This window comes from uncultured Campylobacter sp., assembly GCF_937980635.1.
Taxonomy (GTDB): domain Bacteria; phylum Campylobacterota; class Campylobacteria; order Campylobacterales; family Campylobacteraceae; genus Campylobacter_B.
Window position 1 is genome coordinate 57,189 of the sequence record NZ_CALJPG010000024.1, and the last position, 14,678, is coordinate 71,866.

The following is a 14,678-nucleotide window of genomic DNA, read 5'->3' on the forward strand; positions in this document are numbered from 1 at the left end:
ATCACACCCCCAGTTTTACCGCAGGAATATAGCGCAGACTCGGCTTCGTGCCACACTCCGGGCGCATTCGCAGGCTGTCTTTTACGCGAAGTAGCTTGCTAATGTGCGAGCTTTCGTCGTTTAGATCGCCAAATACGATCGCCTCGTATCTGCACGCCTCGATGCAGGCGGGCTCGTGGCCGTCTTTTAAATTCGTATCCAAGCAGAAGTTGCAGCTCTCTGCGGCTTTGGTATCGTGGTTTATGAAGCGTACGTCGTAAGGACAGGCGACGATGCAGTATTTACAGGCGATGCAGTCGTCGGTGTTCATCGTCGTGATGCCCGTTTTTTCGTCCTTGTGGCAGGCTTTTGTCGGGCAGACGTTCACGCACGGCGCGTCCTCGCACTGCTGACAAGATACTCTAACATAGCGCTTTTCTTTTAAATTTAGCGGATCGGTTTTGTCCTGGATAAAAAGCCTCATTTGACCTTTCGGAACCGAATTTACCTTTTTACAGGCGATCTCGCAGTCGGTACAGCCGACGCATTTGTTCTGATCGAATATCATACCGTAGTGCGGCTTTTTCGGCTCTTGCTTTTTGACGCTCGCGTTCGCGTCTTGCGCGTTTTTATCCGGGCCGTCGCCGCTTTGCGCAAGTAAATTTGAGGCAATTGCGCCGAGCCCCAAAGAGCCGAGTGCGGCGGATTTTATAAAATTTCTTCTTTGCTTTTGCATATTCTCCTCCGACTAAATTTAAGCAAAACTACTTTGTTTTATTCGCGTCGTGAAAGCTTTTAGCCTCGCTCTCGCTAAGCTTTTTCGCAGCATCGGCAAGCTCGCCGGGCTTTAAAACCTTTAGTAGTTCGGCTTCAAAAATCACCACAGAACCCGCAGGAATTCTATCTACGTCCACGTTGCCGTAGGCTAAATTACTAGGGATTGTAAATTTATATTTCGAGCCTGTATTCATCAAAAGCAACCCCTCGCGCAATCCGTCAATTAAGCCTATCATAGAAAGATGCGCCGGAATTTTAGATGCGAAAGTATCGTCAAATACGCTACCGTTCGTCAAATACGCCTTGTAGTTCATCACTACTACGCTCTCAGGCTTTGGCTTTTCGCCCATGCCTAGCTTTAGAATTTCATATTGAAGACCGGATTTCGTGGTTTTAACATCCGGATTTTTGGCATTTTTCGCCATAAATTCCTTGCCCGCTTTTAAATTTTTATCAAGCTCCGCTTTGGAATTTGTTTCTACGATCTTATTTAGCTTATCGGCTCTTTGATTCAAAAGCGCAATAATTTCCTCATCTTTTAGCTTCTGCTGCTTTTTAAGAGCGTCCAAAAACCCCTCTATCACCGCATCTAAGTCGTATTTGACACCCAAAGCGGCTTGTGAATGCAGCTGGTTTGAAACATAGCTTCCGGTAGAAGCTCCGATGCTATAAGATTCTTTTTGCTCTTGCGTAGTCAAATTCGCGCCCAACGCGCAGCTTGCCAAAACGATAGGCAAGAAAATTTTTAGTCTTTTTTGCATACATTTGCCTTTTAAATTTCGGGGCCGCGAGCTTACGCGACCCCGAAAGAATTATAAATTATTATTTAAAATTCTTTGAGCCTCTTTGATATACTCTTTAGCGGCCTCTAGCCTTTGCTTAGTATATTTAAAGCCATGCATTCCCCATGAGCCGTCTTTTTCGATAAGATCGACGGTGTCTTGAGCTTTTTCGATTAGCTCATAGACGCGAGTTTTATCACTGGAGTTAAGCTTTTTAGTCTCAAGGATAGAGTAAATTCCTTGAATACCGATCTTAACTTGCGAGAAGTCACTCTTAATCGGAGTTTGCCAGCCCATAACCTCATCGTAAACCTGCTTTTGGTTCTTGAAGTGAAGCGTCTCTTTTAGCTCGGAAACGACAGGGCTGTGGCAGCCTTTGGTATCTTGCATATCTTTATCCGCCCAAGATGTTCGTGCGCACGACCACATAAGATCGACGAAATTTCGTCCATCTTTATTTCTTTGGAAGTGCCAATCTTTCGCATCTCTTGGACCTTTAGCGGCATCGCCTGCAACTAGAGATTTTCTAGCAGGATCGATGTCAATCTTCCAGATGTGCGATCTTCTTTGAGTATCAAATCCCGCGTTATCTTGGAACTGAATAGCATAGAAGTTCTCGCAGCTCATCATAAACGGCATGTGGCAAGATGCGCAGGTGTTGTCTTTATGCGTATCGGCTCTTGCGGCGATGTAGGCTTGCTCTTGGTGGCAATCTTTGCACTCTTTTGTGATCTTAGGCTTTGTATAAAACGCGCTCAAATAGCCCTGCTCTGAGTTGTAATTTACGCCCTTGACGGTTTTATCACCAACTACCGGTCCGGTATTATCGTGCGGATCGTGGCAGGTTACGCAGCGCATACCCTTCTCGTAGTGAGCGGTGAAGTAGGACTGAGAGCCCTCAGAGCCACAGCCTGGTCCCATAGATTTAAATTTAGAGCTAAGAGATAGATCTGGGTTTCCGTTGTTTAGCGGATTAGCACGAGCTAAATCAGGGCTATAGTTAAATCTTTGGTGGCAGCGTTCGCAGTTTGAGGTTCTAAAATTTGTAGCGCCGTCAAGGTGACCGCCCGCTCCATGACACTCTTCGCAGGTGATACCTTTGGAGATAGTGTGCTTTTGAAGCTCTTTTGCGTTACCCAAAGCGGCATAGAATTCTTTCTTAGTTTTAAAATCGAATTTGAATGGGTGGCAGACTTCGCAATACGAGCTGTTTGCTTGGAAAAACATCGATTTTTTATATTTCGCAGCATACGACGCAAGACCTCTTACGTAACCGCCGTTATCGCCATATTCCTCAAGCGTGCCCGGGAATTCCGGAACGATCTTTTTGATCTTTTTGACCGTCTCATCGTCTAAATTTAACGCCCAAGTCCTTTGGAATTGGTTGCTGCCGGCTACGATCTGACCGGTACCGTCTCGTAGCAAACCGCCCTCTACGTGATAAGTTCCGCGTAGAAGCCATGCATCTACGTAGCCGAATTTTGTCCTTAGATGCCCCACGGTCGCATAAATTACGTCAGGGGTAATACCTTTTGGAAGGATCGACGCGGTATCCGGACTAAATACCGGATCGGTTAGGTTGTTATTAACCTCCGGGTGCTCGCCCGGGAAGCGGATAGTAGTGGCGTGGCGCGATCTGCTCCATGTCTCATACTGTGCAGGGTGGCACTCGCCGCATTTTTCAGGGCCTATGAATTTATTCGGAAATTGCAAGGAAGAGCCCGCAGGGATTCTATACATCATAGAGCTATAGCCCTTGCCGTCGTCTCTTTTACTAGCCTTTGAAAAGTCAAATCCGTGACCTTCCGCAAGCCACTCCAAACCTCGGTCGTGTACATCCATCTTACCGACCGTCTTACCGCCGTATTTGGTAAAAATCGGGTGATTTTTAAATAGCCAGTCATACATCTCTCGCTCTTCTACGACGTAGTCCTGCAAGGATATGACGCCTCTGCTTTGCAACGTGCCCTTAGGATTTGCGATGACGTCGCGCGATTTTTGCGACATTTCCATCTCATGCCCCATGCCTTCGTCGGCACAGGCTCCTGCGGCAAAAATGCTAATACAGGCGAGCGCGCCTAGTAGCATCTTATTCCATTTTTTCATGGATCCTCCTTTGAAAATCAAATTTTTAAATTAGCAAAGTTCTACGATTGGAATAATATCAACAAAAAAGGGTGAAAAAGGGAGAAATTTAATGAAGTCTAAATTTAACGAAAAGAGATCGTAAATACCGCGCCTTCGTCGGAATTTGCAGCACTTATGCTCCCTCCGTTTTTTTCGATTATCATCTTGCTCATATATAGTCCGAGCCCGCTACCCTGCTGTTTTGTCGTAAAGTGCGGCTCAAAAATTTTATCTAGCTGCACTTCGTCGATGCGGCTTGCGTTATTTTCGATCGTGATTACTCGCTCGCCCTGCTTTAAAAATGAGCGAATTTTAATCTCGCGCCGTTTAAGCGGCACGTCCAAAAACGCCTCCTTTGCGTTGTTTATGATGTTTATGAGCACCTGGATGAGCTCGTTTACGTTGCCGTAAAGCGTAAAATTTTCTTCTATCCGCACGTTTATGTCGATGACGTGCTTTTTAAGCGAGGCGTTTAAAATTTTACGCGCCTGCTCGATCGCCTCGCTGGCGCTAAATTCCCTCTTTGGCATGTTCGGATTGAAGAAATTTTTAAAATCCTCGATCGTATCGCTCATAAATTTCACCTGCTCGCCCGCGTCTTTTATGCCGCCTTCGAGCCTCTCTTTTGAGAGCTTGCCCCGCTCGTTGTAAAGCTCTAAATTTATAAGCGTGGAGCTGATCTGCGATAGCGGCTGGCGCCACTGGTGCGAGATATTGCCGATCATCTCGCCCATGAGCGCTAGGCGGCTTTGATTTATCAGCAAAAGCTGAGTTTGCATCTTTAAAGTCGCGTTTTTTTTGTGAATTTTATAGATACAAAATATACAGATCAAAAACACTACAAGTAAGCTTAGGCCGCTAACGACAAACTCTTTGGTGTGATAGAGCAAAATGCTTTTTATCGGAATTTTAAAACTTATCATCGCGATCGTATCGCCTAGGCCGCCTTTGAAATTTCCCACATCGCCGTAGAGCTCTTGCATCTTTTTAGGCGCTGCGTTGATGCTGTGGCACTCGGTGCACGAAGGCTGAGAGTTTGTTATCGGCAGACTCAAAAGATACGAGGCGCCACCTTTATCGTAGACGATTCTGGAGTATTCTTTATATCTGTTTTCTTTAAAGCCCTCTAAAATTTCATTCTCAAACTCGCTTCCCTCGTGTTCGGGATTGAGCGGATCGGTAGCGACGAGCTTGTAGTCGTAGTTAATGTGATTTTTAGCGAGCTGAATTTTATAAATTTCGCGCGTTATGTAGGTCGAGGACATTAGCCTCGGATCGAAAAAATCCTCGCTTAAAAGCTTTTTTTCTTTAAGCTCGTTTATTAGCGGGCGCTGCACGGTCGAGACGTAATCGCGCACCGCATTCATCGTATCTAGGATATAAAACGCCTCGCGCCTCGTGTCCTTTAGCGCAAGCTCGCGGTAGAAGTTAAAAACCAAAGCCGTAATTACGATATATAGCAGCACGAAAAGCGCTACGATAAATTTAAATTTATACTTCAAAGAGATACCCCACTGCATATAAATTTTTGATCACGTCCTTGCCGATCTTGCGGCGTAGCTCTTTGACGATCGCCTTGATCGCCTCCTTGCTGGGCTGCTCGAACTCCCACATGTAGTCGAATAGCTGCTCGTAGGTTACGGTTTGATTTTTGCGCGCTAAGAAGTACTCCAAAAGCTTGCTCTCGCTTTTGGAAAGATGACAGACGCTGTCTTTGACGTAGATGATCTTTTTGGCAAAATCATACTTCAGCTCGCCGCTTATACTAAATATCGGCGCGTGATTTATCAGCTCCGCAGCGACGTCTTGCAGCGCCTTTATAAAGGCATTTTTGTCGTACGGCTTAGGCAGATACCTAGTGATCTTAAGCTCCACCGCCCGCCACAGATACTCCTGCTCGGTGTGGCTCGAAAGTATCACGATCGGCACTGAGATGCCGGCAGCTCGGATCTTTTTAACGACCTCAAGCCCATCCATGTGCGGCACGCCGATATCAAAAACCAGCGCGTCGTACGAGCCGCTCATCGCCTCATCGAGCGCCTCCAGCCCGTCCTTAACCCCCACTACTTCGCCGAAAAACAGCTGCAGCGATTCGATTATATTTTTTAAAATCCCGGGCTCGTCCTCTAGGCAAAGAACCCTTTTATTGGACAAAACGTCCAATAATTCGTAATCTTGCATACTCTATCCGCCTCCAAGCTTAGCGCATTTCATTCTTAATCATCTCTTAAAATATAACTCGCTTAAATTATATAAATTTAGCATTAAATCAACGTTAAAGAGGGTTTGAGATTTTAAATTTAAGCTTTTGCTCGCACACTTCTACTATTTCTGCCTGAAAATTTCGTAAAATTTAATCCCGCTCTACGTGAAATTTACGGCGGGCGGTAGCGAGCGCAAAAGAGTCGCGGATAAGCGATATTTTGTTTAAATTTTAGTGATTATTAAGGGGGGGGGGTATACTTCTGCGGAATTTTAAAAGCAAAGAAAACAATAAAATTTAATGCCATTAAATGACAGTATCTGACAACGAAAAATGAAATAATACGAAAAATTTTAAGGAGGAAGAAATGAAAAAAATCATTTTAGCTTTGGCTTTTTTAAGCTATTTTATGTTTGCCGAAGAGGTAAAAGAGCTTACGGATGAGCAAATAAATACATTGGTAAAGGTCTGCGAAAGCGGTAAAGATTTCATGAATGAAAATGGAACCGTGAAGTATGAGGAAGCCTGCGCTACTCTCGGTATGATATATGAAAATATCCCTGTATTAGGCGATCTCGGTGTAAAGCAAGATTTGGCAAAAGCCTTTAAATTTTATAAAAAAGCGTGCGACGGCGGCTATGCTCGTGGCTGCTTTGGATTAGGAGGGTTTTATTTTGAAGGAAAAGAGGTAACAAAAGATGATAAAAAAGCTCTCGAGTTCTTTAAAAAGGCATGCGATATGGGCGATAAAGAGAGCTGCACTTTGGCGGCTGTTATGGACGGCGATAACGCGAATTTAGCAAAGGCGTCCGAACAACACAAGAAAGATTGCGATAGCAAGGGCGATATACTCGCTTGCGGGTTATTTGCCTTATTTATGGAGGGAAAGGATAATAAAGAAGCGGCGAAATACTATAAAAAGGCCTGCGAGCTTGGCAAAAATATCTCGGATCCCGCATTGCAAAATAACCCTGCATTTAACGATGGGATAAAGCAATTTTGCAGCAGACCTGCTGAGCTTGAAGCGCAAAATTTAAGAGCTGTGCAGGACGTAATTAAAGCGAAAATCGCCGAAGAGTATAGAATATCTTGCGATTCTGAGGGGAACTGGGTATCTTGCGCGATATACGCCTCTAATATAGAGAGCGACGATCAAAGAGCGGCGATGAGATACTACGACAAGGCGTGTAAATTGGGCAAAAAAATCATAAGTGTCGATTCTAACAAGATACTGCAAAAATCTTGCGAAAAAGCCGCCCGCTGAGGTGATTTTAAAAATTTATACAAGAATATGAATTAGCGCGATGAAATTTTAAAATTTCATCGCTGTGCTCGCCGCCATACTCGCCGTAAGGGCGCGTTAAATTATCCGAAACGCTTTAAATTCCGTAAAATTTCAGTTTTACAAAGATAAAATTATGAAATTTTTTTAAAAGGATTTAAAATGAAAAATGCTATTTTATTTGCCTGCGCAGCGCTGTTTGTATGCGCTTGCTCCGCTCCACAGCAGCCAAAGCCAGGCGTTTCGCATTGCAGCGAGCCCAAAATGGACGAGGCGTCGCATCAAATGATCCAAATTTGCGGCGAAAGCGAGGACCCGCAAATCAAAAATATGCAGTGCAACGAAAACGGACTTTGCTTCGGCACCGCAAAAATCAGGTAGCCGAAGCGTCTTGCGAGCACCAGCGCTAAATTTAACTATTTTAAAGCCAAGATCGAGCGCCCGCAAGCGGTCTAGGTCGCGCTTTAAAATTTTGCTTGCAATTTAAATTTAGTCTCACTTCACGCGCTAATGCATTTTATATATCTTATTTTTTAGCTGCGCCCACCGATTGATCGAGCTGCTCTTGGAGCGATGAAATTTTAAAATTTCATCACCAAGCACGGCGCGTAATTAGGATTTAAAAGTAAACGCGGCTCAAATTTCATAAGTTTAAAATTTTAAAGCGACATGCGATTTAAAATTTTACGCTTCTTGAATGCTAACGGTGCGAAATTTCGCGCAAGCTCAAAATCCGCGCCAAGCAATTTTGTGCCGCTGCAAAATTTCTAGATCGCAACTCCGCTCAGTAGAATTTTTAGCAGTGCGGATGGAGGCGCAAAATCTGCGCCATCTAATCCTGTGCGAATCACACCCGCCCAAATTCCTATGCCGCACGCCGAGGCTCATAATCTAATCTCGCTACAAGATCGCTTGCGAAATAGTGCAGTATCCTTAGTCGCATAGCGTATCACAGCCTTGCTCACTGCGTGGTCGAGATCCATAGCTGTAGTGCAAAATGGCGCAAAATTCTTTGCCGTGCGATCGAAGCTCTCAGCCCGCAAAAAAGCGCGGTATCCTCTACCGCCGGTGCTAGTTTATAATCTAACTCGCGCTTTAGAATTCCGCCTCAAACTCATTACTTAGAATTTCATCTCAAAAAAATCGCGTATAATAAATTCCGCCTTATCTTTACGGCTTAAAATTTCGTACGGATCGCACCAAGCGAAATCCAGTCACTGCGCGACGCAAGCTTAAAATTTCAGCGTCGTGCTCGCCGCATATTAAATTCTACTTCATTATTACGACTTAAATTCTATCACAGGCCCGCAGATTTAAAATTTTACTTCAAACGACGCCGTGAAATTTCTACCTTTCCTAAGTAGATATCTCTCGGTGCCTGCGCCGCTCGCACTTAGCGGCGACGCTATATCTTTGTCGATAGCAATCCTCGCACAGGGCGCCTGCCACAGCGCATAGAAAATAAAGTGCGCCTCTTGCATAATCGCCGCCTCTATAAATTTTAAGCGACTGCAAAATTTTAAAAATTTAAAAGCAGCCTGTGATTAAGTCGATTTTTATAAATTTGGATTTGCTTTGCAATGCGCAATCTGGCGAGTAAGGTGCAACACTAAGTTTAAGCAGCTAGCTTTACGTCAGTTGCTTAAACATCTCGATCTGTTCTTTCGTGAGCTCGATCAAATCATCGTTTGCGTATTTAAGCGATGTCTCCAGGCTCGCAATGAGCTCCTTACGGACGAAGCTCACGCTAAAAAGCGTCGCCCAAAATCGCGCTCCGCTGCCTGTGTTCGGATCTTCCAAGACCGCCCTAATCGCAGCTACCGCAGCAGCATCGTCCACCACACCTAGCACCTCGTCCACGAGTGGATATTCACCTGCGCCGTCGCCCTCGTTTAGCGAGCGCAAAAGCGGCTCAAGCGCCTCGTCGCAGGGATTATCACGCAAAAACTCCCGTACTGCGCGAAACTCTGCCGCGAGCTGATCCGAAAGCTGCGCAGGCATCGGCTGATGAAGTCTCAAAAAGTCTAATGCCGTTTGCTTATCCATAAAATTCCTTTTAAATGATATGCGCGATTGTAGCTAATTTTGGATTGCAAAGAGATAAATTTACTCTAATTTATCAGCTACTTCCGTCATAAATTCTCAACAATCTTAAATAATTAGACAGTGGTTTTTAGGGGCGATTTTCGATGGGCTTTGCGGATTACAAAATAAAATTCCAAAATTTTGTGTAAATAAAAAAGCCCCCGCGAAGTGCAGGGGCTTACAAGCTTGATCTGTTTAGTCTGGCATAATTTAGCAGACCAAGAGGGATTATTCCTCGATCTTGCCGGTTTTGATGCGGCGCTCGTAGATTTCGCGCATCTCTCTAATGTCGTTTTTGACCTCGAATACGCCATGCCAATGCGAATAATCAGGTCCGCCCATTAGCGCGCCTTGACGCATTCTGCGACCCTCGTGGTGCCATGAAACATAATAGATTCGCTGGAACGCATCCGCCCAAGGATCGTCTTTTAGAAGTTTCTTTTCCTTAAGCTCTTTTAGCATCTTAGTCGCTTCGTCGTTGTAAACGTTATATAGAAGTACCTGCTTATCGCCCACCTCAAAGAAATTATTCGTGTGGGTGCTTGCGTGGCACTCTTTGCAGACTTGCTTCATCTCCGCACGCGCTGCCTCAGGACCGTTTAGGTTACCCGCCAAAGGATTACCAATGTTTAACTTGCCGGTATTTAAAAACTCGCTTACCGCGGTCTCATTACCACCGGTGCGTAGATTGCTCTTAGGCTGCCACAAATTCCACTTCAAGCGTTGAGATACGTTGTGAGTGGAGTTTAGATCACCCACACCGCCGCTCATATGGCAGGTTGCACATGTAGGAGCGCGGTAGTCAGGAACCGCCCAAGTACCAGGAGCGCTATCGAATTTCCACTCATTGCCTTCAGCGTTAAATACGTGTCCGTGCATTGAGTTATTGTAAATTTCGATATCCGGATGATCAGGTCCTAAATGGCAAGATGCGCAAGCAGCAGGCTTACGAGCTTCAGCAATCGAAAATTTATGACCCGAGTGGCATGATTTGCATCCGCCTACGCTACCGTCCGGATAAACCGTACCAATGCCGTAAACGGGCCAGGTCTCTTTGGTAGGCTTGTTATGCTCATCCATTTTAACGACGCTACCGTGGCATTGAGAGCAACCGGTAATATCAGGCGCGTGTTTAAGATCAGGGATATCACGTCCTTCATAGTGATACATTAGATCAACCATTCCTTTGTTGGCTTGCATCTGCATAGCGCCTCTTGCGTGACCGCTATTTTCAAACTCTTTAACCTCGTTACTGTGGCATTTAGCACAGGTTTTAGGGCTAACTAGCACCGAAATATGATTATCTGTGTCTTTCGGGTGCGGCTCTTTAGCTGCCATAGGGCTATCTGCTGGCTGCGAGTGGCAGTCGGTACAGCTAACGCCTACGTGAGCGTGGCGGCTCATCTTCCAATCCGCAACGACGCCCGGAGTTTTTTCGGCATGGCACTCAACGCAGCGTCTAGCTAGCGGCGTAAGCTGCCTATTTACCTTTAAATTCTTCGTAAGACTAACGTTTACGGAATTGCTTACGTTCGCGTCCGACGCGGACATATTCGCATGCTGCGCGGGCATTTCTGCGAATGCAAACGATGCGATACAGGCTATTAAAATAGCGACTTTTTTTAGCATTGCTTCTCCTTTACTTGGTTTTGTTATTTTCTCGGTTGTATTTATCCCAATATTTGGTGATCTCTATACCCATATTTTTGTGGCCGACGTTTTCGTGGCACTGCACGCAGGTTTTGCCGGTAGTGCCTGCGAAATAATCCCTATGCGCGAGCCAGGCTTTATTTACTTGGTTATTCTGCTCTTTTAAATTTCGGTGGCAGCTTAGGCAGCCGCTTTCATAAACGAAATGATTTCGCTCCTTGCGTTTTTCTTGCCAGTCGATCTTATCGGCATCGGTAAAGACCGTTTTGTAGACATCATTTGCGGAGGTTAGAGCCTTGGTCCAAAGATACATAAAGGTATTTTCATGAGAAACGTGACAGGCGACGCAATCGGCTTTGAAACCTTGCGGGTTATTGCCGCCGTGAACATCGTTGTGAAATGCGTTTGCCATCGGCTGCATCGTATGACAGGATACGCAGAATTTATCGGTGCCCGTAAGGTGAACCATCTCCGCAATCCCAAGAGAAAGTATCATTCCTATAAGCACACAAGCGCCCACGAGCAGCACAAGAGTTTTCTTTTTCATAGGTTTCCTTGATTTTAAAATTTCTTCGCAAAATTTTTAGTATTTGATAATTCGAAAAGTGGTATTTTATTATAAAAAGATTAAAAACCGCTTATTTTCTAGCCTTTTGTTAAAATTGATTAAATGAAGATAAAATTTTAAACTAAATTTTTAGTTTAACGGAATATAATCCATTAAAATTTCAATACAAGGAGAGATCATGAAAACGATCCAAGCGGATGAAATTACCAAAGTAGTCAGCGAACTTTGCAAAAAAGCCTGTTATCACGTCACGCCAGATATGCGCGCGGCATTTGAGAAAGCGCGCGAGAACGAGACTTCGTCCATCGGCAAAGATATCTTGGGCAAGCTCTTACAAAATGCCGATTTGGCGGCAAAAGAGGTCGCGCCGATCTGCCAAGATACCGGTATGACGGTAGTTTTTGTCGAACTTGGTCAGGACGTGCATATCGAGGGCGGATATCTGGAGGATGCTATCAACGCAGGCGTTGCGGACGGCTACGTAGGCGGCTATCTGCGTAAATCCGTGGTCGCAGAGCCGCTTTTTGAGCGAAAAAACACCACGAACAATACCCCCGCGGTCATCAATACCCGCATCGTCCCCGGAGATAAACTTAAGATTAAAGTAGCTCCTAAGGGCTTCGGTAGCGAAAACAAATCGGTGCTAAAAATGCTCGTTCCCGCAGACGGCATCGAGGGGGTAAAAAAAGTATTTTTAGAGGCGGTTAAATACGCTGGTCCTAACGCTTGCCCTCCTATGGTCGTAGGCGTCGGTATCGGCGGCACGATGGATAAGGCGGCGCTTTTAGCCAAGCAAGCCGCGGTTCGCTCGATCGACAGCAGAAATCCCGACGAGCGCTACGCCAAGCTAGAGGATGAACTACTGGAGATGGCGCGCGCTACGGGCGTCGGTCCGCAGGGTTTGGGTGGCATAAACACCGCCGTCAAGGTAAATGTAGAGTGGTATCCGACCCACATAGCGGGGCTTCCGGTCGCCGTTAATATCAACTGCCACGCGGCTCGCCATGCCGATGCCGAACTATAAGGAGGAAATCATGTCAGAAGTTAAAAGAATTACCGCACCTTTCGATAAAAGCGTAGTAAAAAGCCTAAAGGCGGGCGATAACGTCCTAATCAGCGGCACCATCATCGCAGCTCGCGATGCCGCGCACAAGGCTCTAACCGAAACCCTCGCTCGCGGCGAGAAGCTACCCGTAAACTTAGCCGGCGAGACTATATATTATCTGGGACCGACCCCCGCCAAACCGGGTCAGGCAATCGGTGCTGCAGGGCCTACGACTAGCGGACGTATGGATAAATACACTCCGACGATGATAAACGAGGTAGGCATAAACGGCATGATCGGCAAGGGCTACCGCAGCGACGCCGTCGTCGAGGCGATGAAAAAATCGGGCTGTGTCTATATGGTCGCTATCGGGGGCGCCGGCGCGCTAATCAGCCAAAGTATCAAAAAATATGAAGTGCTAGCCTACCCTGAGCTAGGCCCCGAGGCGGTCGCGAGGCTTACGGTCGAGGATTTCCCAGCTATCGTAGCGATCGACAGCGAGGGCAATAACTTCTACGAAGTCGGACAGGCGCCTTATAGAAAAATTTAAATTTTTCTAGCAGCGTCCGCGCGGCGCTTTTTGCGGCGCGAGCGTTCGTAAATTTATCGGCGTTTATTCCGCGAAATTTTACGGCTCGGCACAGTGAAATTTTATAGCGAATTTAAAGCGCGCCCGTAAAATTTTATCTTTCTTACGGCACGGAATTTTAAAATTTCGTGCCGCTTAAATTTCTACCAAAATTCCGCCTTCGCTCCATTTAGACGATCCGCCACTAAAATTTAACCGCAAATTTACGCAAGTCTAAATTTTAAAATTTTGGCGCCGTTCGTAAGCAAATTTAAAGCTCGCTAGCGCCATAATCGGATTTAAATTTTAGGAGGGCCGATTGAGCGCGAGCGAGCTGGAGCAGATCAGACTGGGGCTTTTGTATAAGGCGAAAAGAAATACGATCTTCGCGGCGGCGTGCATGCTCGGCTACGGCGCATTTTCGGTATGCAAACTGCGCGACGGAGGAGGCATGGCGGATTTGTTGCCGTTTATCGGATTATTCGCGGTTGTTCTTATAGTAGCCGTTTTGTGCGATCAGGTCTCCATAAAAGCTACGATAATCCAAGCCGCGGGTCTTTTTATAATTTGCCTATTTCTAGTTGATTTACAAAATCGCCCTACGACTTCCAAATATATCTTACTCGCGATTATAACTTTAATCTTGGCCGCTTCGAGCTTGTTTGTATTGTTTAGAGACTTTAAGCAAGACTATTCGGTAAAATTTCGGCGCGCTTTTAAAGAGCACTATCTAATGCCCTATTTTAAGACATTTGGCTACCGATATGAAATTTCAGGCGATATCGATCCTGCTAAACTCAAGCTCTCCGGGCTATTTTTTCGACTAGACAAATACTCATACGGCAACGACAGGGTCTCGGGCGTTTATGACGGCGTGAAGTTCGCATTTTGTGACGTGAGCTTATTTAATAGATTTTCGGAAAGCGAAATCCTCGGCACTTTTTTCTACGCGGAATTTAACAAACGCATAAGCGCCAAAACCCTGATTTTTCCCGCTCGCGCCGGCGCGCCGAACACAGGCGGGCTAAAAAAGATCGATATGGACGATGCGGAGTTTAACGCCGCCTTCGCCGTGTATTGCGAGGACGCGGCGGGCGCGATGTATATCCTGACGCCAGCCTTTATGCAGAGGCTTTTACGCTTCGCAGGCGCCGTAGCCGCGCCCGTTAGCCTTAGCTTCGCAGATAGCAAAATTTATATTTTCGTAAATACGGGGCGCGACAATTTCGAGCCCGACATAGACGAAAGCGTGTTGCGCCGCGACCCTGCCGCACTAATTAAGCGCGAGCTTTCGCACTTTTTAGCGATCGTAAAAAACCTAAAACTAAACGAAAGAATTTGGAGCTAACGGGCGGGCGACTTGCCGCAGCTTTGCGTGTCGCAGCCTCGCGCACTATAGCTTCACACGCCGTGCTGCGGCTTCCACATGCTACAGCTCTGCGCGCTTTGAAATTTGAAATTTTAAAATTTCACTTTTTGATTTCGCGCTTTGGAATTTTAAGGCGCGTAAAATTCCGTGCGTTTTGAAATTTAAAATTTTAATCCACGCTGAGGAATTCTGCACCGCAAAATTTAAAATTCTGAAATTAAAATTCCGCGCCTTGAAATTCTA

The 14,678-nt window shown here is 45.8% G+C and carries 15 protein-coding genes; 6 read left to right on the forward strand and 9 right to left on the reverse strand.

The genetic code is table 11. The annotated features are described in order from the left end of the window. Nucleotide 1: 1 nt before the first annotated feature. From Q0460_RS07405 to Q0460_RS07425, 5 genes are all read right to left on the reverse strand, one after another. Entirely contained in the window at nt 2-715 is a 714-nt protein-coding gene (locus Q0460_RS07405; RefSeq protein WP_299086170.1) for a 4Fe-4S dicluster domain-containing protein, read from the reverse strand. A gap of 28 nt (nt 716-743) precedes the next feature. Beyond that, entirely contained in the window at nt 744-1,517 is a 774-nt protein-coding gene (locus Q0460_RS07410; RefSeq protein WP_005870892.1) for an FKBP-type peptidyl-prolyl cis-trans isomerase N-terminal domain-containing protein, read from the reverse strand. Nucleotides 1,518-1,568: 51 nt separating this feature from the next. Beyond that, entirely contained in the window at nt 1,569-3,644 is a 2,076-nt protein-coding gene (locus Q0460_RS07415) for a cytochrome C (protein ID WP_299086171.1), read from the reverse strand. A gap of 104 nt (nt 3,645-3,748) precedes the next feature. Continuing rightward, nucleotides 3,749-5,167, reverse strand: coding sequence for a DUF3365 domain-containing protein (locus Q0460_RS07420; protein ID WP_299086237.1), 1,419 nt, complete (start codon nt 5,165-5,167; stop codon nt 3,749-3,751). Continuing rightward, entirely contained in the window at nt 5,157-5,846 is a 690-nt protein-coding gene (locus tag Q0460_RS07425; protein ID WP_299086172.1) for a response regulator transcription factor, read from the reverse strand. The genes Q0460_RS07420 and Q0460_RS07425 overlap by 11 nt, the downstream gene beginning before the upstream one ends. Before the next feature lie 389 nt (nt 5,847-6,235). Between Q0460_RS07425 and Q0460_RS07430 the strand changes: the two genes are divergently transcribed. After that, entirely contained in the window at nt 6,236-7,132 is an 897-nt protein-coding gene (locus Q0460_RS07430; protein WP_299086173.1) for a tetratricopeptide repeat protein, read from the forward strand. 180 nt (nt 7,133-7,312) lie between these two features. Beyond that, entirely contained in the window at nt 7,313-7,531 is a 219-nt protein-coding gene (locus Q0460_RS07435) for a hypothetical protein (protein ID WP_299086174.1), read from the forward strand. A gap of 932 nt (nt 7,532-8,463) precedes the next feature. On the opposite strand, the gene Q0460_RS07440 is transcribed toward Q0460_RS07435, so the two are convergent. The 4 genes from Q0460_RS07440 to Q0460_RS07455 form a co-directional block, all read right to left on the reverse strand. After that, complete coding sequence (locus tag Q0460_RS07440; RefSeq protein ID WP_299086175.1) at nt 8,464-8,631, reverse strand: hypothetical protein; 168 nt, start codon at nt 8,629-8,631, stop codon at nt 8,464-8,466. A gap of 148 nt (nt 8,632-8,779) precedes the next feature. Then, complete coding sequence (locus tag Q0460_RS07445; RefSeq protein WP_299086176.1) at nt 8,780-9,196, reverse strand: hypothetical protein; 417 nt, start codon at nt 9,194-9,196, stop codon at nt 8,780-8,782. 267 nt (nt 9,197-9,463) lie between these two features. Next, nucleotides 9,464-10,864, reverse strand: a complete 1,401-nt coding sequence (locus Q0460_RS07450) for a multiheme c-type cytochrome (protein WP_297902266.1) — start codon at nt 10,862-10,864, stop codon at nt 9,464-9,466. A gap of 10 nt (nt 10,865-10,874) precedes the next feature. Further along, on the reverse strand, nt 10,875-11,432 hold the full coding sequence (locus Q0460_RS07455) for a NapC/NirT family cytochrome c (protein ID WP_291940163.1): 558 nt from the start codon (nt 11,430-11,432) through the stop codon (nt 10,875-10,877). A 199-nt stretch (nt 11,433-11,631) separates the two neighbouring features. Between Q0460_RS07455 and Q0460_RS07460 the strand changes: the two genes are divergently transcribed. The 4 genes from Q0460_RS07460 to Q0460_RS07475 all read left to right on the forward strand — a co-directional run bounded on the left by Q0460_RS07460 (nt 11,632) and on the right by Q0460_RS07475 (nt 14,593). Next, entirely contained in the window at nt 11,632-12,477 is an 846-nt protein-coding gene (locus Q0460_RS07460) for a fumarate hydratase (RefSeq protein WP_299086177.1), read from the forward strand. A gap of 10 nt (nt 12,478-12,487) precedes the next feature. Further along, nucleotides 12,488-13,048, forward strand: coding sequence for a Fe-S-containing hydro-lyase (locus tag Q0460_RS07465; RefSeq protein WP_040303892.1), 561 nt, complete (start codon nt 12,488-12,490; stop codon nt 13,046-13,048). Between the two features lie 337 nt (nt 13,049-13,385). Next, nucleotides 13,386-14,414: a DUF3137 domain-containing protein gene (locus Q0460_RS07470; RefSeq protein ID WP_299086178.1), complete on the forward strand. Its 1,029-nt coding sequence runs from the start codon at nt 13,386-13,388 to the stop codon at nt 14,412-14,414. Continuing rightward, nucleotides 14,405-14,593, forward strand: coding sequence for a hypothetical protein (locus tag Q0460_RS07475; protein ID WP_299086179.1), 189 nt, complete (start codon nt 14,405-14,407; stop codon nt 14,591-14,593). Before Q0460_RS07470 ends, Q0460_RS07475 begins: the two co-directional genes overlap by 10 nt. Nucleotides 14,594-14,678: the final 85 nt, after the last annotated feature.

Excerpts from the sequence above, each read along its gene's own strand:
- Q0460_RS07405 (WP_299086170.1), bottom strand. The coding sequence starts at position 715 with ATGCAAAAGCAAAGAAGAAATTTTATAAAATCCGCCGCACTCGGCTCT.
- Q0460_RS07410 (WP_005870892.1), bottom strand. The coding sequence starts at position 1,517 with ATGCAAAAAAGACTAAAAATTTTCTTGCCTATCGTTTTGGCAAGCTGC.
- Q0460_RS07415 (WP_299086171.1), bottom strand. The coding sequence starts at position 3,644 with ATGAAAAAATGGAATAAGATGCTACTAGGCGCGCTCGCCTGTATTAGC.
- Q0460_RS07425 (WP_299086172.1), bottom strand. The coding sequence starts at position 5,846 with ATGCAAGATTACGAATTATTGGACGTTTTGTCCAATAAAAGGGTTCTT.
- Q0460_RS07430 (WP_299086173.1), top strand. The coding sequence starts at position 6,236 with ATGAAAAAAATCATTTTAGCTTTGGCTTTTTTAAGCTATTTTATGTTT.
- Q0460_RS07435 (WP_299086174.1), top strand. The coding sequence starts at position 7,313 with ATGAAAAATGCTATTTTATTTGCCTGCGCAGCGCTGTTTGTATGCGCT.
- Q0460_RS07440 (WP_299086175.1), bottom strand. The coding sequence starts at position 8,631 with ATGCAAGAGGCGCACTTTATTTTCTATGCGCTGTGGCAGGCGCCCTGT.
- Q0460_RS07445 (WP_299086176.1), bottom strand. The coding sequence starts at position 9,196 with ATGGATAAGCAAACGGCATTAGACTTTTTGAGACTTCATCAGCCGATG.
- Q0460_RS07450 (WP_297902266.1), bottom strand. The coding sequence starts at position 10,864 with ATGCTAAAAAAAGTCGCTATTTTAATAGCCTGTATCGCATCGTTTGCA.
- Q0460_RS07455 (WP_291940163.1), bottom strand. The coding sequence starts at position 11,432 with ATGAAAAAGAAAACTCTTGTGCTGCTCGTGGGCGCTTGTGTGCTTATA.
- Q0460_RS07460 (WP_299086177.1), top strand. The coding sequence starts at position 11,632 with ATGAAAACGATCCAAGCGGATGAAATTACCAAAGTAGTCAGCGAACTT.
- Q0460_RS07465 (WP_040303892.1), top strand. The coding sequence starts at position 12,488 with ATGTCAGAAGTTAAAAGAATTACCGCACCTTTCGATAAAAGCGTAGTA.